General features: G+C 75.9%; 17 protein-coding genes. 2 read left to right on the forward strand and 15 right to left on the reverse strand.

From position 1 onward, the window contains the following. Positions 1 to 24: 24 nt before the first annotated feature. Positions 25 to 1,344: a hemolysin family protein gene (locus tag WA616_RS05585; protein WP_336028054.1), complete on the reverse strand. Its 1,320-nt coding sequence runs from the start codon at positions 1,342 to 1,344 to the stop codon at positions 25 to 27. A gap of 197 nt (positions 1,345 to 1,541) precedes the next feature. Between WA616_RS05585 and WA616_RS05590 the strand changes: the two genes are divergently transcribed. Further along, entirely contained in the window at positions 1,542 to 2,603 is a 1,062-nt protein-coding gene (locus WA616_RS05590) for a CAP domain-containing protein (protein WP_336028056.1), read from the forward strand. Between the two features lie 4 nt (positions 2,604 to 2,607). Here WA616_RS05590 and WA616_RS05595 read toward each other — a convergent pair whose 3' ends face one another. The 5 genes from WA616_RS05595 to WA616_RS05615 all read right to left on the reverse strand — a co-directional run bounded on the left by WA616_RS05595 (position 2,608) and on the right by WA616_RS05615 (position 7,102). Beyond that, positions 2,608 to 3,507 (reverse strand): endonuclease domain-containing protein, encoded by a 900-nt coding sequence (locus WA616_RS05595; protein WP_336028058.1) that lies wholly within the window; start codon positions 3,505 to 3,507, stop codon positions 2,608 to 2,610. A gap of 139 nt (positions 3,508 to 3,646) precedes the next feature. Then, positions 3,647 to 4,861 carry an NADP-dependent isocitrate dehydrogenase gene (locus WA616_RS05600; protein WP_336028061.1) on the reverse strand — a complete coding sequence of 405 codons (1,215 nt, stop codon included), beginning with the start codon at positions 4,859 to 4,861 and terminating at the stop codon, positions 3,647 to 3,649. Positions 4,862 to 4,926: 65 nt separating this feature from the next. Further along, complete coding sequence (gene mdh, locus WA616_RS05605; RefSeq protein WP_073421465.1) at positions 4,927 to 5,880, reverse strand: malate dehydrogenase; 954 nt, start codon at positions 5,878 to 5,880, stop codon at positions 4,927 to 4,929. 53 nt (positions 5,881 to 5,933) lie between these two features. Beyond that, positions 5,934 to 6,233, reverse strand: a complete 300-nt coding sequence (locus WA616_RS05610; protein ID WP_073421463.1) for a DUF3017 domain-containing protein — start codon at positions 6,231 to 6,233, stop codon at positions 5,934 to 5,936. Beyond that, positions 6,230 to 7,102 (reverse strand): bifunctional methylenetetrahydrofolate dehydrogenase/methenyltetrahydrofolate cyclohydrolase, encoded by an 873-nt coding sequence (locus WA616_RS05615; protein ID WP_336028065.1) that lies wholly within the window; start codon positions 7,100 to 7,102, stop codon positions 6,230 to 6,232. Before WA616_RS05615 ends, WA616_RS05610 begins: the two co-directional genes overlap by 4 nt. Before the next feature lie 101 nt (positions 7,103 to 7,203). Here WA616_RS05615 and WA616_RS05620 point away from each other — a divergent pair, with 101 nt between their 5' ends. After that, a complete protein-coding gene (locus WA616_RS05620; RefSeq protein ID WP_336028066.1) occupies positions 7,204 to 7,806 on the forward strand; it encodes a hypothetical protein in 603 nt (200 codons plus the stop codon). Between the two features lie 149 nt (positions 7,807 to 7,955). Here WA616_RS05620 and WA616_RS05625 read toward each other — a convergent pair whose 3' ends face one another. From WA616_RS05625 to WA616_RS05665, 9 genes are all read right to left on the reverse strand, one after another. Then, positions 7,956 to 8,585 (reverse strand): pentapeptide repeat-containing protein, encoded by a 630-nt coding sequence (locus WA616_RS05625; protein WP_336028067.1) that lies wholly within the window; start codon positions 8,583 to 8,585, stop codon positions 7,956 to 7,958. Then, positions 8,585 to 10,138, reverse strand: coding sequence for a bifunctional phosphoribosylaminoimidazolecarboxamide formyltransferase/IMP cyclohydrolase (gene purH, locus WA616_RS05630; protein ID WP_336028068.1), 1,554 nt, complete (start codon positions 10,136 to 10,138; stop codon positions 8,585 to 8,587). The genes WA616_RS05625 and purH overlap by 1 nt, the downstream gene beginning before the upstream one ends. Then, the gene (purN, locus tag WA616_RS05635; RefSeq protein ID WP_336028070.1) at positions 10,135 to 10,743 is read right to left on the reverse strand and encodes a phosphoribosylglycinamide formyltransferase; all 609 of its coding nucleotides are present in this window, start codon (positions 10,741 to 10,743) and stop codon (positions 10,135 to 10,137) included. The genes purH and purN overlap by 4 nt, the downstream gene beginning before the upstream one ends. Before the next feature lie 84 nt (positions 10,744 to 10,827). Continuing rightward, the gene (locus tag WA616_RS05640) at positions 10,828 to 12,012 is read right to left on the reverse strand and encodes a cell division protein PerM (RefSeq protein ID WP_336028072.1); all 1,185 of its coding nucleotides are present in this window, start codon (positions 12,010 to 12,012) and stop codon (positions 10,828 to 10,830) included. Further along, on the reverse strand, positions 11,943 to 13,238 hold the full coding sequence (locus WA616_RS05645) for a hypothetical protein (RefSeq protein ID WP_336028074.1): 1,296 nt from the start codon (positions 13,236 to 13,238) through the stop codon (positions 11,943 to 11,945). The genes WA616_RS05640 and WA616_RS05645 overlap by 70 nt, the downstream gene beginning before the upstream one ends. A 190-nt stretch (positions 13,239 to 13,428) precedes the next feature. Then, the gene (gene sucD / locus WA616_RS05650; RefSeq protein WP_073421452.1) at positions 13,429 to 14,307 is read right to left on the reverse strand and encodes a succinate--CoA ligase subunit alpha; all 879 of its coding nucleotides are present in this window, start codon (positions 14,305 to 14,307) and stop codon (positions 13,429 to 13,431) included. 28 nt (positions 14,308 to 14,335) lie between these two features. Beyond that, the gene (gene sucC, locus WA616_RS05655) at positions 14,336 to 15,496 is read right to left on the reverse strand and encodes an ADP-forming succinate--CoA ligase subunit beta (RefSeq protein WP_336028077.1); all 1,161 of its coding nucleotides are present in this window, start codon (positions 15,494 to 15,496) and stop codon (positions 14,336 to 14,338) included. 104 nt (positions 15,497 to 15,600) lie between these two features. Then, complete coding sequence (locus WA616_RS05660; protein ID WP_336028078.1) at positions 15,601 to 15,960, reverse strand: cobalamin B12-binding domain-containing protein; 360 nt, start codon at positions 15,958 to 15,960, stop codon at positions 15,601 to 15,603. Further along, positions 15,957 to 17,030, reverse strand: a complete 1,074-nt coding sequence (locus WA616_RS05665) for a hypothetical protein (RefSeq protein WP_336028080.1) — start codon at positions 17,028 to 17,030, stop codon at positions 15,957 to 15,959. The genes WA616_RS05660 and WA616_RS05665 overlap by 4 nt, the downstream gene beginning before the upstream one ends. Positions 17,031 to 17,320: the final 290 nt, after the last annotated feature.

Consider the following 17,320-nt stretch of genomic DNA (forward strand, 5'->3'; position numbering starts at 1 on the left):
GGACCCGGGCTCCCCTGCCGGCGCTCAACCGGCCGGGGCGTCCTCCCCGGCCGGCTCGGCGTCCGGGGCGCCGGTGACCGACAGCCGGGCGATCCGCCGTCCGTCGAGCTCCAGGACGCTGAGGGTGCGGCCCTCCACCTCGACCGAGTCGCCGACGCCGGGGATGCGGCCGAGCTCGGCGAGGACGAAGCCGGCCACCGTCTCGTAGGGGCCCTCGGGCAGCCGCAGGCCGGTGACCTCCGCGAAGTCGTCGAGGTTGAGCAGGCCGTCGACCTCGTGCGGTCCGCCGGGACGCTCGTCGGCGTCGGCGACGACCTCCTCGTCGTACTCGTCGTAGATCTCGCCGATGACCTCCTCGATGAGGTCCTCGAGGCTGACGATGCCGTCGGTGCCGCCGTACTCGTCCACCACGACCGCGATGTGCTGGTTCTCCCGGCGCATCTCCGACAGCGCCGTCAGCACGCCGGCGGTGCCGGGCAGCCGCTTGACCTCGCGGGCGAGGTCGCCGACGGTGGCCGCGCGCCCGGCGGGATGGGTGGGCAGCAGCAGGTCGCGGACGTGCACGAAGCCGACGACGTCGTCCTGGTCGCGGCCGGTCACCGGGTAGCGCGACCAGCCGGACTCGGCCACCTGGCGCGCGGCGCGGCTGACCGTCGTCGAGGCCTCGAGGAACTCGACCTCGGTGCGCGGGGTCATCACCTCGCGGACCTCGCGGTCGCCGGCGCGGAACACCTCGTCGATGAGCCGGCGCTCGTCGCTGGACAGCGACTCGTGGGCGGCGACGAGGTCGCGCAGCTCCTCCTGGCTGATCGCCTCGCCGCTGGCCCTCGGGTCGCTGCCGAGGAGCCGCACCAGGACGTTCGTGGAGGCCGACAGCAGCCAGATGACCGGCCGCGACAGCCGCGCGATGGTGTTCAGCGGGCGGGCGACCATCAGCGAGAAGCCCTCGGCGCGCTGCAGCGCCAGGCGCTTCGGCGTCAGCTCGCCGACCACCAGCGACAGGTAGCTGATCGCCACGGTGACCAGGACGAGGGCCAGCGGGTCGGCCACGCCCTCTCCCATGCCGCGGGCGACCAGCCAGTCGCTGAACGGCTCGGCGAGGGTGCTCGCGCCGAAGGCGGCGGACAGGAAGCCCGCGAGGGTGACACCCACCTGGACGGCGGCGAGGAACCGGTTGGGGTCGGCGAGCAGGCGGGCCAGCGCACGGCCGCGGCCGCCCCGCTCGGACAGCACGCGGACCTGGGCCTCCCGCAGCGACACCAGGGCGATCTCCGCGCCGGCGAAGAAGCCCCCCACCAGCACGAAGACGACAACCAGGACGATGTCGAGCCAGACGTCGCTCACGGCGGCGTGCTCCTCGGAGATGGGGGCGGGGTGAGCCGTCCATGCTGCCCGCCCGGCCCGCGCGGGCGGCGCCTGGGGCTCCCCGGGCGCGGGCGTGTGACCTCGGTCACGTCCCTCTCCCGGGTGAACGGCCGCTACGGCTAGTCTCGACGAAGTCACGGTCCGTTTCTGTCGAGTCCCGTGAGGACGTCCTCCTCGTGCGCCACCGCCGGTCTTCCCCGCTGCCCGCCCGCCTCGCCGCCGCGGGCCGTCGGCTGCTCCCGTCGCTGGTCCGCGTCCTGCTCGGCCGGCGCGCGCTGTCCGTCCTGGCCGTGACGGTGGTCGTCGCCGGCATCGCACTGGTGGTCCCGCTGGTGATGGCCGGGCGCGGCGCGCTGTCGACGGCGGAGTCGGCCGTCATGACCACCGCCGAGGACGCCGGGCAGCGGACCGGTGTGGTGACGATGGGCGTCGACGGCGAGCCCGCGCCGGGGTCCGCGGGGGCCGGCTCGGCGTCGTCGGGCTCGTCCTCCTCCTCGGCTACGTCCTCGTCGGGCTCGGCGTCGTCCGCGTCGGCGTCCTCGCCGGCCGGGTCCCGGTCCGGGACCGCCGCGGCCCCGGGCACCGCCTCGTCGTCCGCTCCGGCAGGCGCCCCGTCGCCCGCCGCGTCGTCCGCCGCGTCGTCCGCGGCGGAGGCGCCGCACTCCCCCGCGGAGGCCCCGTCCGCGTCGGCGGGGGCGCCTCCGGCCGGGTCGCCCTCCGCGGCCGGGTCGTCCTCCGCGTCGGCGGGCGCGCCCGCGCCGCAGGCGGCTCCCGCTCCGCCGGCCGCGCCCACGCCGGGCACCACGTCGCCGGGCACCACGTCGCCGGCGTCGGCCCCCTCGCCGACGCCGTCGCGGAGCAGCACGCCGTCCTCCTCCCCCGGCCCGGCGGCCCTCCCGGCGCCCGGCGCCACCGCGGCCGCGGTGCCCGGCGGGGCGGCCGCGGTGCTGGCGGCGGTCGACGTCGCCCGGGTGGCCGCGGGCTGCGACCCGCTGACCCGCGACGCCGGCCTGGCCGCGCAGGCCGAGGCGCACGGCGAGGAGATGCGGCGCGCGGGCGGCGAGGTGCCGGTGGGCGGCGGCGCGGTGGCGGCCGGGACCCGCGACGGCGGCACGGTCGTCGCCGGCTGGCTCGCCGGCCCCGCCGCCGGGGACCTGCTCGACTGCTCCCTGACCAGCGCGGGCGCGGCCGTCGTCGGCGGCCCCGGCGGCCCGTTCTGGACCCTCCTGCTCGCCTGACCCCTCAGCGCGCCACGGCGGCGGCCTGGCGGGCCCGCAGCGCCAGGACCCGCGCGACGAGGCGCTCGGCGTGGCGCATGTCCTCGGTGGTGACCGAGAGGGTCACCCAGCCGGCCGCCGTCATCCGGTTGGCCCGCCGCCGGTCGGCGAGGAAGGCGGCCCGGCCGCCGTGCCACAGCCCGTCGTACTCGATGGCCAGGCGCAGCTCGGGGTAGGCGAGGTCCACCCGGGCGACGAACCCCTGCGCGTCCCGGACGACGTACTGGGCCACGGGCGGCGGGAGCCCCGCACGGGCCAGCAGCAGGCGCAGCCGCGTCTCCTGCGGGGACTCCGCGAGCCCGTCGGCGAGCGCGGCCACGGCCCGGGCCTGTGCGCTGCCCCGGCACCGGGGCAGCCCGGCGACCGCGGCGCGCACGGCGGGCAGGTCGGCGAGCCCCGCGCGGACCAGGTGGTCGAGCAGGACGACGCACTCGTCCGGGTCCCCGTCCCGCACGAGGTCGACGGCCGTGTCGACGCGGCCGGTGCAGGGCCGCCCGCGGCGGACGGCCAGCGCCTGCCCGGAGCGCAGCGCGCGGACGCGGACGCCGTCGCCCGCGTTCCACCGCGTGCCGGGAGGGACGACGACCTCCACCGGGTCGTCGGCGCCGGCGAGTCCGGGCACGCCCCAGAGCAGCGCGGCGCTGCGCCGGGCGAAGCCCGCGCCCGGCGGCAGGACGAGGCCCACCCCGGCGACGTGCAGCCCGTGGGTGACCGGGAGCCGGGCGTCCGCGTGGACGTCCTGCCGGAGCCGCCGCCAGGCGCTGCTGCGCAGCTGGTTGCGCGTGAGCCAGCCTCGGTCGACCGCCGTGGAGCCGCGGAACGCGCGTCCCTCCAGCGGGAGCGGGCGTGAGGGCGGCACGGGCACGCCGGCGAGCCTGCCGCCACCGGGCGTCCGCGCGACCGTCGTCCACAGGACGACGACACGGCAGTGGCCCCCTCGGACGCGCCGAGAGGGCCACTGACGTGCGTCCGTCACCGCGGGGGCGACGGACGCGGGTGCTGGGTCAGGCCATGGCCTTCTGCAGGTTGCTGTCGATGGCCGCCAGGAAGTCCTGGGTGGTCAGCCACGGCTGGTCCTTGCTGATCAGCAACGCGAGGTCCTTGGTCATCTGACCGCCCTCGACGGTGTCGATGCAGACCTTCTCGAGGGTCTCGGCGAACCGGGTGACCTCGGGGGTGCCGTCCAGCTTGCCGCGGTGGGCGAGGCCCCGGGTCCAGGCGAAGATCGACGCGATCGGGTTGGTCGACGTCTCCTTGCCCTGCTGGTGCTGCCGGTAGTGGCGGGTCACCGTGCCGTGGGCGGCCTCGGCCTCGACCGTGCGGCCGTCCGGGGTGGCCAGCACCGAGGTCATGAGGCCGAGCGAGCCGAAGCCCTGCGCGACGGTGTCGGACTGGACGTCGCCGTCGTAGTTCTTGCAGGCCCAGACGTAGCCGCCCTCCCACTTGAGGGACGCGGCGACCATGTCGTCGATGAGCCGGTGCTCGTAGGTGATGCCGGCCGCCTGGAACTGGTCCTTGAACTCGGCCTCGAAGGTCTCCTCGAAGATGTCCTTGAAGCGGCCGTCGTAGGCCTTGAGGATCGTGTTCTTCGTGGACAGGTAGACCGGGTAGCCGCGCGAGAGGCCGTAGTTCAGCGAGGCGCGGGCGAAGTCGCGGATCGAGTCGTCGAGGTTGTACATCGACAGCGAGACGCCGGCGCCGGGCGCCTGGAAGACCTCGTGCTCGATCGGCTGCGAGCCGTCGTCCGGGGTGAAGGTGACGGTCAGCTTCCCCGAGGTGGGGAACTTGAAGTCGGTGGCCCGGTACTGGTCGCCGTAGGCGTGGCGGCCGACGATGATCGGCTTGGTCCAGCCCGGCACGAGCCGCGGCACGTTCTGCATGATGATCGGCTCGCGGAAGATCACGCCGCCGAGGATGTTGCGGATCGTCCCGTTCGGGGAGCGCCACATCTTCTTGAGGCCGAACTCCTCGACCCGCGCCTCGTCCGGCGTGATGGTGGCGCACTTGACGCCGACGCCGTGCTGCTTGATCGCGTTGGCGGAGTCGATCGTGACCTGGTCGTCGGTGGCGTCGCGGTGCTCGATGCCCAGGTCGTAGTACTCCAGGTTCACGTCGAGGTACGGCAGGATCAGCTGGTCCTTGATGAACTGCCAGATGATCCGGGTCATCTCGTCGCCGTCGAGTTCGACGACGGTGCCCTCGACCTTGATCTTGCTCACGTCAGACATTCCCTCTCTGCAGCCCCGGCCCGTCGGGCCGGGAGTCGGTCAGGTCGCGGCCGCTCTCACATGTCCGCGACGTCGGCCTGCTTGGCACGCACCGCCTCGGCGGCCTCGCGCAGCCCGGCCAGCTCGCTGTCGGTCAGGTCCCCCTCGACCACCCGGCGCACACCCCCGCGGCCGATCTCCGCCTCGACGCCGAGGTACACGCCGGAGATCCCGTACTCGCCGTCGACCCACGCGCACACCGGCATGACCGCGCCCGAGTCCTCGATGACGGCGCGGGCCATGCGGGCCGCGGCCGCCGAGGGCGCGTAGTACGCCGAGCCGGTCTTGAGCAGCGCCACGACCTCGGCGCCGCCGTTGCGGGTGCGCTGCACGAGGTGCTCGACGCGGTCGGGGGCCATCACGTCGGCCAGCGGCTTGCCGTCGACGGTGCAGCGCGAGGGCACCGGCACCATCGTGTCGCCGTGCGAGCCGAGGGTCAGGGTGCGCACCGAGGAGACCGGGACGCCGAGCTCCTCGGCGACGTTGTTGGTGAACCGGGCGGTGTCGAGCATCCCGGCCTGGCCCATGACCCGCTCCTTCGGGAAGCCGGTGGCGAGCTGGGCGAGGGCGGTCATCTCGTCGAGCGGGTTGCTCACCACGATGACGACGGCGTCCGGCGAGCTCTGCGCGATGTTCTCGGCGACCGAGCGGACGATGCCGGCGTTGGTCTCGATGAGGTCCATGCGGCTCATGCCGGGCTTGCGGGGCAGGCCCGCGGTGACGACCACGACGTCGGAGCCCTCGGTGCCCTCGTAGGAGCCCCCGCCGACGCCGACGACGCGCGTCTCGAAGCCCTCGATCGGGCGTGACTGGTTGATGTCGAGGGCCAGGCCCTCGGGCTTGCCCTCGACGATGTCGGTGAGCACGACCGTCTCGAAGACGTCGTACTCCGCCAGTCGAAGGGCGGTGGTGGAGCCGTAGAAGCCGGCACCGACGACGGTGACCTTGCCGTTCCTGGGCTGCTCTGCCATGGGCGTCAACCTAGACCCGGGACCCTCGTCGCCGCGCCCGCGGGCCGGTCCGCTCAACTGCCCGGCACCAGGACGGACAGCACCGTGACCGCCACCCCGGCCCCGGCCATCAGGACGACGTCGACCGGGCGGCTCCGGACGGCGAGGAAACCGACCCGCCGCACCGGCAGCACCAGCCGCAGCACCGCGGCGCCCACCAGCGCCAGCCCGACCACCAGCAGGCCGCGCCGCCAGTGCTCGAGCGCGACCATGCCCAGCCCCACCGCGACCGCGACCAGGACCGCGAACAGCGGCAGCTGGCGCAGCAGCCCGGCCAGGAACGGCCGGCGCGTGTAGAGGGGCGGCCGGCTCATCGGGCGGTGAGCACCTCGGCCGCGACGGCGCGCTCGGCGGCGAGCACCACGTTCTGCAGCAGCATCGCCCGCGTCATCGGTCCGACGCCGCCGGGGTTGGGCGCCACGTGGCCGGCCACCCCGGCGACGTCCGCCGCCACGTCGCCGGCGATCTTCCCGTCGACCCGGCTGACCCCGACGTCGAGCACCGCGGCGCCCGGCTTGACGACGTCGGCCGTGACCAGCCCGGGGACGCCGGCCGCGGCGACGACGACGTCGGCGCTGCGCAGGTGGGCGGCCAGGTCGCGGGTGCCGGTGTGGCAGAGGGTCACCGTGGCGTTCTCGGTGCGCCGGGTGAGCAGCAGCCCGAGCGGCCGGCCGACGGTGATCCCGCGCCCGACGACGACCACCTCGGCCCCGGCGACGGGGACGTCGTACCGGCGCAGCAGCTCGACGATGCCGACCGGCGTGCACGGCAGCGGCCCGTCGACGCCGAGCACCAGGCGGCCCAGGTTGGTGGGGTGCAGCCCGTCGGCGTCCTTGGCCGGGTCCATCGCCTCGAGGACGGCGTACTCGTCGACCTGGCGGGGCAGCGGGAGCTGCACGATGTAGCCGGTGCAGGCCGGGTCGGCGTTGAGCTCCTCGACGACGCCGAGGACGTCGGTGAGCGTGGCGGTGGCCGGCAGCTCGCGCTGGATGCTGGCGATGCCGACCTGCGCGCAGTCCGAGTGCTTGGCGTTGACGTACCAGCGGCTGCCCGGGTCGTCGCCGACGAGCAGGGTGCCCAGGCCCGGCCGGCGGCCGGCCGCGGTGAGGGCCTCGACCCGCGCGGTGAGCTCCTGGCGGATCGTGGCGGCGGTGGCCTTGCCGTCGAGGATCGTCGCGGGCACCCCGACAGTGTGCCGGAGGCGTCCCCGGCGGGGCCCTCCCGGCCCTACGCTCGCGGCGGCGCCTCCCCCGCGCCGTACCGCCCGCCCCGCGAGGAGTGCCGATGAGCGAGCCCGACCCGTCGACCCGGCAGATGCCCGCCGCACAGGCCGGTGGGTGGCGGGAGCAGACGGCGCCGGGGGCCGGCGGCTCCGGGGCGCACGGCTACGCCGGGACGGGCGAGAACTACTACACCTCGCCCAACTACTCGACCCGGCCGGTGGCGGTGCGCCGACCGGCGTCGCTCGCCGGGCTGCTGTGCATCCTCGCCGGGATCGCCGCCGGGATCAGCGTGCTGCTGCGCTGGCTGGCCGACACCCCCGACCGCGGCTGGGACCTCGTCGGGCGCGGGTTCACCGAGCTCGGCGACGGCTTCTCGCAGCTGACGTCGTCGGGCTTCTGGCAGCCGCTGGCCGTGGTGTTCGGCGGCGCGGTGCTGTTCGTGCTGGGCATCCTGCTGTGGCTGCCGGCCCGCACCCACCGCACGCTCGGGGTGCTGGCGCTGTTCGTCAGCGCTCTGGCGATCGCGGCGGTGCTCGTCCCGCTGGCCCGCGAGGAGTGGGACGCCGGCCGGTTCGCCCTCGGCTTCTGGTTCGGCTGCGCCGTCGGCGTCCTCGGCCTGCTGGGCGCCCTCTGGGCGATGCTCAAGGGCCCCCGGTACCGGTAGGGGTGAGCCGCCCTGCGGGGACGGCGGCCCGTCCGCGGGGCCGGAGGCTCCCGGTCGGGACGTCGTGACGGGGCTCCGTGCAGCAGGGGGACGGCACCTGGCCGCGGTGGAGGCCGGTAGGCCGACCAGGTGTCAGGGCGGCTCCCCTACTACTCGACCCTCGCGCCGTGGGCCTGGGCGAGCTGGACGGCCTGGGGCAGGTCGAGCCGGACGCCGGTGAGCTCCAGCCCGCGCCACGGCCACGCCTCGGTGGCCGCGCCGCGCAGGTCGGCCCCGGGCAGCTTCGCGCCCTGCATCCGCGCCCGGTCGAGGTCGGCGCCGGTGAGGTCGCACTCGCGCAGGTCGGCGTCGGTCAGGTCGGCCTCGCGGAACCGCTGGCCCGACAGGTCGGTGCCCGACAGGTCCGCCCCGCGCAGCGACGTCCAGCTCCAGTCGCAGTCGGTGCTGGTCAGCGGCCGCAGCGTGGCGCCCGGGAAGTGCGAGCCGGTGAGCTTGCAGCCGTCCCACACGACGTCGATGAGCCGCGCGCGGTCGAACCGGCAGGACAGGAACGCCGACCCGCGGTGCCGCGAGCCGCTCATCCGCACCCCGGTGAGCACGCAGGAGTCGAACACGCAGCGCCGGGTGACCAGCTCGGTCAGGTCGGCGTCGTGGAACCGGCAGCGGGTGAACGTGACGCCCTCGAGCTCGGCGCCCCACCAGTCCACGGAGGAGAGGTCGGCGTCGGTGACCTCGGCGCCGTCCTCCGGGGGCCGGACGTGCGGCCGCGACCCCGGCATCAGTGGGCGAAGTGGCGGGTCCCGGTGAGGTAGAGCGGCACGCCGGCCGCGCTCGCGGCGGCGACGACCTCCTCGTCCCGCACCGACCCGCCCGGCTGCACCACCGCGCGCACGCCGGCGTCGAGGAGCACCTGCAGGCCGTCGGCGAAGGGGAAGAACGCGTCGGAGGCGGCCACCGACCCGGCGGCCCGCTCCCCCGCCCGCGAGACCGCCAGGCGCGCGGAGTCCACCCGGTTCACCTGGCCCATGCCGACGCCGACGGTCGCCTTGTCGTGCGCGAGCAGGATCGCGTTGCTCTTCACCGCGCGCACCGAGCGCCAGGCGAACACCAGGTCGTCGAGGCCCGCGGCGTCCAGCGGCTCCCCGCAGGCGAGCGTCCACGTCGTCGGGTCGTCGCCGGCGGCGTCGATCCGGTCGGCGGTCTGCAGCAGCAGCCCGCCGCCGACCGGCCGCATCTCCACGGCGGGGCGCGCGGCGCCGTCGAGCCGCAGCAGCCGGATGTTCTTCTTCGCCGTCAGCACGCCGACCGCGTCCTCGGTGAACGACGGCGCGACGACGACCTCGGTGAACACCCCGGCCACCTGCTCGGCCATGGCGAGGTCGACCTCGCGGTTGGCGGCGATGACCCCGCCGAACGCCGAGACCGGGTCGCAGGCGTGCGCCTTGCGGTGCGCGGAGGCGATGTCGGCGCCGACGGCGATGCCGCACGGGTTGGCGTGCTTGATGATCGCGACGCAGGGGTCGTTGTGGTCCTGCGCGGCCCGCCAGGCGGCGTCGGTGTCGACGTAGTTGTTGTAGGACATCTGCTTGCCGTGCAGCTGCTCGGCGTGCGCCAGGCCCGGCGTCCCGCCGCGGTAGAGCGCGGCCTGCTGGTGCGGGTTCTCGCCGTAGCGCAGCACGTCGGCGCGCTCCCACGAGGCGCCGACCCACGCGGGGAACGCCGACTCGTCGTCGGGTGCGAGCACGCTGCCCATCCAGGAGGCGACGGCGACGTCGTAGCTCGCGGTGTGCCGGAAGGCCGCCGCGGCGAGCCGCTGCCGCTCGGGGAGGGTGAACCCGCCCGCGGCGACGGCGGCGAGCACGTCGCCGTAGCGCGCCGGGTCGACGACGACGGCCACCGCCGGGTGGTTCTTCGCCGCGGCGCGCACCATCGCGGGGCCCCCGATGTCGATCTGCTCCACGCACTCGTCGGGCGTCGCGCCCGAGGCGACGGTCTCGGTGAACGGGTAGAGGTTGACCACGACGAGGTCGAAGGGCGCGATGCCGAGCTCGTCGAGCTGCGCTGTGTGCTCGGGCTTCCGGCGGTCGGCGAGGATGCCGGCGTGCACCGCCGGGTGCAGGGTCTTCACCCGCCCGTCGAGGCACTCGGGGAAGCCGGTGACCTGCTCGACCGGGGTGACGGCGATGCCGGCCTCCGCGATGCGGCGGGCGGTGGCCCCGGTGCTCACCAGCTCGACGCCGGCGTCGGCCAGCCCGCGGGCGAGCTCCTCGATCCCGGTCTTGTCGTACACGCCCAGCAGGGCTCGGCGCACCGGGGTCCGGCTCTCGGTCATCGCGCGCTCTCCTCCGTCGTCCCGGTGACGAGTCGCGCCACCGTCTCCACCAGGAGCGTGCGCTCCACGGCCTTGATCCGTTCGTGCAGTCGGTCCTCGTCGTCGCCGGGCAGCACCGGGACCTCGCGCTGCGCCAGCACCGGGCCGGTGTCCACGCCGGCGTCGACCAGGTGGACGGTGCTGCCGGTGACCTCCGCGCCGGCGGCCAGGGCGTCGCGGACGGCGTGCGCGCCCGGGAACGCCGGCAGCAGCGCGGGGTGGGTGTTCACGAGCCGGCCCTCGTAGCGCGCCAGCACGGCGGGGCCGACGATCTTCATGAACCCGGCGGAGACCACCCAGTCGGGGCGGTGCGCGGCGATCGCGTCGGCCAGCGCGGCGTCCCAGGCGGCCCGGTCGGGGAAGGCGCGCAGCGGGACGGTGAAGGTGGGCAGGCCGCGGCGGCGGGCGTGGCCGAGGCCGGCGGCCTCGCGGTCGGCGCCGACGGCGACGACCTCCGCGGGGTAGCCGGGGGCGTCGGCGGCGTCGAGGAGCGCCGCGCACAGCGAGCCGGTGCCCGACAGCAGCACCACGACCCGCGCCCGCGCGGGGGATGGAGCGGCCGGCACGCCGCTGATCCTATGAGGACCCCGTCCTCCTCCCGCCTCGCAGGCTCGGCGCGAGCCCTGGGACGGGGCCGGCCGCACGGGGCGTCAGTCCCGCGCCCGCCAGCGGGCCACGGCCGCCGCGAGGGCCGCGGCGATGCCGGCCTGCAGCGCGACGGCCAGCGCGGTGGCCACCGGCGGCGCCCCGACGTCGGCCAGCGCGCCGTCGCCCAGCGAGCCGCCGGCGACCGCGACGGCCAGCCCGGAGGCGACCCCCAGCAGCAGCCCGGTGAGGACGCCCCACAGGCCCGCGGAGACCGAGCCGCCGTCGTCGTCGCCCATCCGGCGGCCGAGCACCGTGCCGGCCACGAGGCCGGCGAGCGCGGGCACCGCCTGCGAGGCGAAGGCCAGCAGGGGCACGGCCTGGGTGTCGGGGAGCGCGGCCAGCAGCGGCAGCGCGGGGACCGGGCCGAGGCTGACCCCGTGCACGGAGACGACGGTCGCCGCGCCGACGGAGAAGCCCGGCCCGGCGGCGACCCCGAGGGCCGCGGCGGCGGCGTTGGGCAGCAGCAGCGCGCCGAGCGCCAGGAGCCCGAGGACGCCGGCGGCCGACCCGCCCAGCGACTCCTCGACCGCCGCGTACCCGGCGGCGTCGGCGCCCACGGCGACCGCGACCACCGCGCAGCACAGCCCGCCGGCGGCGAGCAGGCCCGCCAGGACGGCCGGCAGCAGGGGCCGGACCGGCCCGGGCAGCCGGTCGAGGGCGGCGTCGGCCAGGCCGCTCTCCCGCAGCACGCCCCAGCCGCCCGCCACGAGCGCGAGGACCGCCGCACCGGCCGCGCAGCGCAGCAGGTCGGTGCGCGCGCCGGGCCCGTCGACGGCGAGCGCCAGCAGCACGGCGAGCAACGCGTGCACCGCCACCACGGTCGCCACGACGACGCCGGCCGCGCCGGCCCCGGCCGCCCCGGTCACCCGGGTGACCCCGCGCGCCGCGCGGGACAGGCCGACGGCGACGGCGAGGGTGAGCAGCAGCGGGGCGAGCACGACCGGCCCGGACCCGAGGTCGAGGCCGCCGCCGTTGGCCAGCAGCCACAGCCGGCCGGCCACCCGGACCGACCCGCCGACGGGCAGCCCGCCGGTGGGGTCCAGCGCCTGGACGACGACGACCGCGAGGCCCAGGCCGACGAGGCCGAGCAGCGTCACCGCCGCGGTGGCCGCGACCGTCAGGCCTGCCCCGCGTGCGGCCGACTGCTGCCGGCCGGGGACGGGCAGGCGCGCCAGCAGGGAGACCACGTCCCCACTCTCGCAAGCGCGGCGGCCGGATGCCGGTCGCACGCGCCGGGACCGGGTCCCGGACGCCGACGAGGGCCGGCGGCGGGTGCCGCCGGCCCTCGTCGGGACGGGTGCGTCCGGGGACGCGCAGTGCTCGCGTGCGCGCTCAGGTCAGGGCTGGCCCTGGCCCGAGGCGCTCGAACCGCCGGGCTGCCGGCCCGGGTCGGTGGCCGGGGACGGGGTGGCGGGCTGGGCGTCGTGCTGGCCGTGCTGCTGGCCCGGCTGCTGGCCCGGCTGCGGCTGCCCCCACTGCTGACCGGCTGGCCGTAGGGGGCCGGCTGGCCGTACTGCCCCGGCTGGCCGTAGGGCTGGGGCTGCCCGTAGGGCTGCGGCTGGCCGTACGGCTGCGGCTGGCCGTAGGTGCCGGGCTGCCCGGAGGACGCGGGCGGGCCGGGGTTGGTGGACGAGCCGTGCTGGCCGAACTCCGGCGCCTGCTGGTTGGCCCACTGGGCGGCCCCGGCGACGGCACCGGGGAGCGCCGGGCGGGTGCGCAGCTCCGGGATCAGCCGCAGGACGGCGACGGCGGTGACCGCGGCGGTCACCAGCAGCGCGAGCAGCCCGACCAGGCTGAACTCCCAGTCGAAGGTCTGGATCCAGGCGATCAGCGTGAGCAGCAGCGCGAGCCCGGCCAGCCCCACGGTGACCCAGCTGCGCGGGAAGCCCAGGCGCAGCTCGGTGACCGCCGGCAGCAGCGCCCAGACGGCCGCCGCCAGCAGCAGGATGAAGCTGAAGGTGACCAGGCCGCTGAACGAGAAGCCGTTCACGTTGTAGTCGGTGGAGAAGTAGCTGTCGTCGAAGTCGATCCACGGCAGGATCGCCAGGACGAGGAACAGCAGCGCACCGGCGGCGACGACGTAGTCGGCCACCTTCAGGCGCGTGAGGTCGAAGCCCGCGCCCGCCGGGCGCGGGGGCTGCCCCCACGGCTGGCCGTACGGCGGCTGCTGGCCGTACGGGCCCTGGGGCTGCTGACCGTACGGGGGCTGCCCCTGGGGCGCGCCGTAGGGCGGCTGCTGACCGTAGGGGGACTGCTGGCCGTTGGGCGCCTGCTGACCGTACGGCTGCTGGCCGTACGGGGGCTGCCCCTGGGGGGCGCCGTACGGCGGCGGCTGCTGCCCGTACCCCGGCTGGCCGCCCGGACCCGGCTGGCCGGGGCCCCCGGGCTGCTGCGGCGGCTGACTGGACGTCATGGTTCGGCTCTCTCTCGTTCCTGGGTACGGCGTCGCGGATGCTCTCCCCCTCCGTCGCGGGGCTGCAACCCCGCCACGCCCACCCCTCCCCACGAAGGGGCGGGATCGTGACCGGGCCGCGACCGGGCCCCGACGAACGGAACTGCCCCGGCTCCTGGGCAGGGGCCGGGGCAGTTCGCGGGGTTGGCGGTCAGGCGCCGACGAGCTCCCGCATGAGGCGGGCGGTCTCCGACGGCGTCTTGCCGACGCCGACGCCGGCGGCCTCGAGGGCCTCCTTCTTCGCCTGCGCGGTGCCGGCCGAGCCGGACACGATCGCGCCGGCGTGGCCCATCGTCTTGCCCTCGGGGGCGGTGAAGCCCGCGACGTAGCCGACGACGGGCTTGGTGACGTTGGCCTTGATGAAGTCGGCCGCGCGCTCCTCGGCGTCGCCACCGATCTCGCCGATCATCACGATGGCCTCGGTCTCCGGGTCGTCCTGGAAGGCCTGCAGCGCGTCGATGTGCGTGGTGCCGATGACCGGGTCGCCGCCGATGCCGATGGCGGTGGAGAAACCGATGTCCCGGAGCTCGTACATCATCTGGTAGGTCAGCGTGCCGGACTTGCTGACCAGCCCGATCTTGCCCTGCTGGGTGATGTTGGCCGGGATGATGCCGGCGTTCGAGCGCCCGGGGCTGATCAGGCCCGGGCAGTTCGGGCCGATGATCCGCGTCGAGCTGCCCTGGGCGTGCGCCCAGAAGGCGGTCGAGTCGTGCACCGGGATGCCCTCGGTGATGACGACGGCGAGCCCGATCTGGGCGTCGATCGCCTCGATGACCGCCGCCTTGGCGAACGGCGGGGGCACGAAGATGACGCTGACGTCGGCGCCGGTCTCCTTCATGGCCTCGGCGACGCCGCCGAACACCGGCACGCTGGCGCCCTCGAAGTCGACGCTGGTGCCGGCCTTGCGGGGGTTCACGCCGCCGACGATCGCGGTGCCGGAGGCCAGCATGCGCTGCGTGTGCTTGCTGCCCTCCGAGCCGGTCATGCCCTGGACGATGACCTTGCTGTTCTCGTTGAGGAAGATCGACATCTCTCTGTCTCCTGTTCGGTCGCGGCGATCAGGCGGCGAGCTCGGCGGCGCGGCGCGCGGCGCCGTCCATCGTGTCGACCACGGTCACGAGCGGGTGGTTGGCCTCGGCGAGGATCCGGCGGCCCTCCTCGACGTTGTTGCCGTCGAGCCGGACGACCAGCGGCTTGGTCGCCTCGTCGCCGAGGATGCCGAGCGCGGAGACGATGCCGTTGGCCACGGCGTCGCAGGCGGTGATCCCGCCGAAGACGTTGACGAAGACGCTCTTCACGGCCGGGTCGGAGAGGATGATCTCCAGGCCGTTGGCCATGACCTCCGCCGAGGCGCCGCCGCCGATGTCGAGGAAGTTGGCCGGCTTGACGCCGCCGAACTCCTCACCGGCGTAGGCGACGACGTCGAGGGTGCTCATGACCAGGCCGGCACCGTTGCCGATGATCCCGACCTCGCCCTCGAGCTTGACGTAGTTCAGGTCCTTCTCCTTGGCGCGCGCCTCGAGCGGGTCGGCGGCGGCGGTGTCCGCGAGCTCGGCGTGCGCGGCGTGCCGGAAGGCGGCGTTCTCGTCGAGGGTCACCTTCGCGTCGAGCGCGAGGACGGTGCCGTCGGGCGCCTTGGCCAGCGGGTTGACCTCGACGAGCGTGGCGTCCTCCTTGCTGAAGACGTCCCACAGCTGCACGGCGATGGCGATCACCTGGTCGCGCACCTCGGGGGCGAACCCGGCGGCGTCGACGATCTCGGCGGCCTTGGTCTCGTCGACGCCCTTGCCGGCGTCGACCGGGATCCGGGCGAGGGCCTCGGGGCGCTCGACGGCGAGCTGCTCGATCTCCATGCCGCCCTCGACGCTGGCCATGGCCAGGAAGGTGCGGTTGGACCGGTCGAGCAGGTAGGAGAAGTAGTACTCCTCGGCGATGTCGCTGGCCTGGGCCACCATCACCTTATGGGTGACGTGTCCCTTGATGTCCAGCCCGAGGATGTCCTGGGCGCGCGCCTTGGCGTCCTCCGCGTTGTCGGCCAGCTTGACGCCGCCCGCCTTGCCGCGCCCGCCGGTCTTGACCTGCGCCTTGACGACGACGGTCTGCCCGATCTCGCGGGCGATCGCCTCGGCCTGCTCGGGTGTCTCGGCGACGCCGCCGGGGAGCACGGGCACGCCGTGCGAGGCCAGCAGGTCACGCGCCTGGTACTCGAAGAGATCCACGGACAGGCACCGTAGCCCCCGGGGAACCGGCCTGCCGCACCGGCGGTGGGTGCCGTGCGCGGGGTCACACGCTCCCGGGTGGACGCCCCCGCCGGGCCCGCAGGTCAGGCGCGGCGCAGCGCTGCGACGACGTCGTCGGGCGGGGTGCCGTCGGGGAACCGGAGGACACCGGCGGGCGGCTCGCCGTCGTCGCCGAGGACGAAGACGGTCACGTCGTCGGCGCCGTCGCCGGCCAGCCGGCCGAGCAGCCCGGCGAGCAGCCGGGGAGGCGCGCCGGCGAGGCCGACGGCGTCGGCGTCCTCCTGGACGACGGTGGCGGCCAGGCGGTCCGGCGACGCGGGCACGCCGGTGAGCACGACCTCGGCGCCGGCGTCGCGCAGCGCCCGCGCGAGCGCGACCGCCCGCGGGTCGTCGTGCCCGTCCGGGCCGGCGACGACGACGCGCAGCCGCTCGACCGGGGTCACGCGGCGGCGCGGCGCAGCCGCCAGGCCAGCACGGTGAGCAGCGCGTAGCCCAGGCCGGCGGCAAGTAGGCCGGCGCCGGGGACCGTCCACTCGAGGTCGTCGGAGGTGACGGCGTCGCGCAGGCCCGCGAGGGCGGCGGCGAGCACGGTCACCGCGACGGCCAGCAGGCCGCCGACGGCGGCCAGCCGCGGACGCAGCGAGGGCGCGAGCACCGAGGCGAGGACGACGGCACCGGCGAGCAGCAGGCCGCCGAGGAGGGCGAGGCCGGGCCGCTCGAGCAACGCCTGCGGCCCCTGCTGCTCGACGACGACCTCGAGGCCGGTGGAGGGGTCGTCGACGAGCCGGTCGGGGACGTCGGCGGCGGGCAGCGCCAGGCACAGCACGGTGAGGACGCCGAGCAGCACCGCGGCGCCGGCGAGCCCGGGGCGGGCGGGGTCGAGGGCGCCGCGGTCCTCCATGACGGTGCGGCCCCACGACGCGGCGGCGAGGGCGCCGGCGAGCACGGTCAGGGCGAGCGCGGTGACCGAGAGCCACCAGCCGGCGCCGGTGGTCACGGAGCTGGTGAGCACCCGCTCCCCCGCGAGCACCTCGATGCCCGGGCGCACGGTGGAGCTGCTGCCGCGGTAGACCTCGATGAGCAGCGAGCCCAGGGCCAGCGCGCCGCCGACCCCGGCGTAGGCCAGCCCCAGGCGCGGCACGCGGCCCACCGCGAGGCCCGCGCCGACGGCGATCGACGCCACCGGGACGAGCAGGCCCACGAGGACGGCCCCGAGGCCGCGGCCGAGGACGAGCTCCTGCCCGCCGACGACGAGGTAGGTCGGGAACAGCGCGGCGATCCCGGCGAGGCCGGCCAGCACGAGCGCGACGCCGGCGGCGCGGGCGACCGGCGGGACGTCGCCGACCACCAGCCCGTCGGCGGGGACGGAGGCGGCGGGGGTGCGCGGCGTCCGGCGGTCCCCGGCGGGCCGGTTGCCGGTGCCGCGCCGTCCGGGGCCGGCGGCGGAGGCGGCGCGCCGGGCGGTGGCGCCGCGTGTGCGGTCGTCACGGGCGGAGCGGTCGCGGCCGGCCACGGTTCCCCTTTCGTCGCGATCCGATCGTCGCCCTGTGATCGTCGCGGTCGTGTCATCGCGTCTTCGTCGAGATGTGTTGCGATCCGGCCTCGATCTCGTCGAGACGCGGCACTCGTCGTGTGACCGTGGCCACACAGGGGCATTACCGTCAGGTGAACGGAGCACAGCAGGGGTGCTCCGGCCGCCGACGGGACCCAGGTCCCGGGACCAGGCCGGTGGCCGACAGACGGGAGGACCTGTCCATGCGCACGACCGGCTATCGGGGGCCCGGTCCAGAGTCGCACACGGGC

It is taken from the genome of Geodermatophilus sp. FMUSA9-8 (assembly GCF_037034165.1).
GTDB classification, from domain to species: domain Bacteria; phylum Actinomycetota; class Actinomycetes; order Mycobacteriales; family Geodermatophilaceae; genus Geodermatophilus; species Geodermatophilus nigrescens.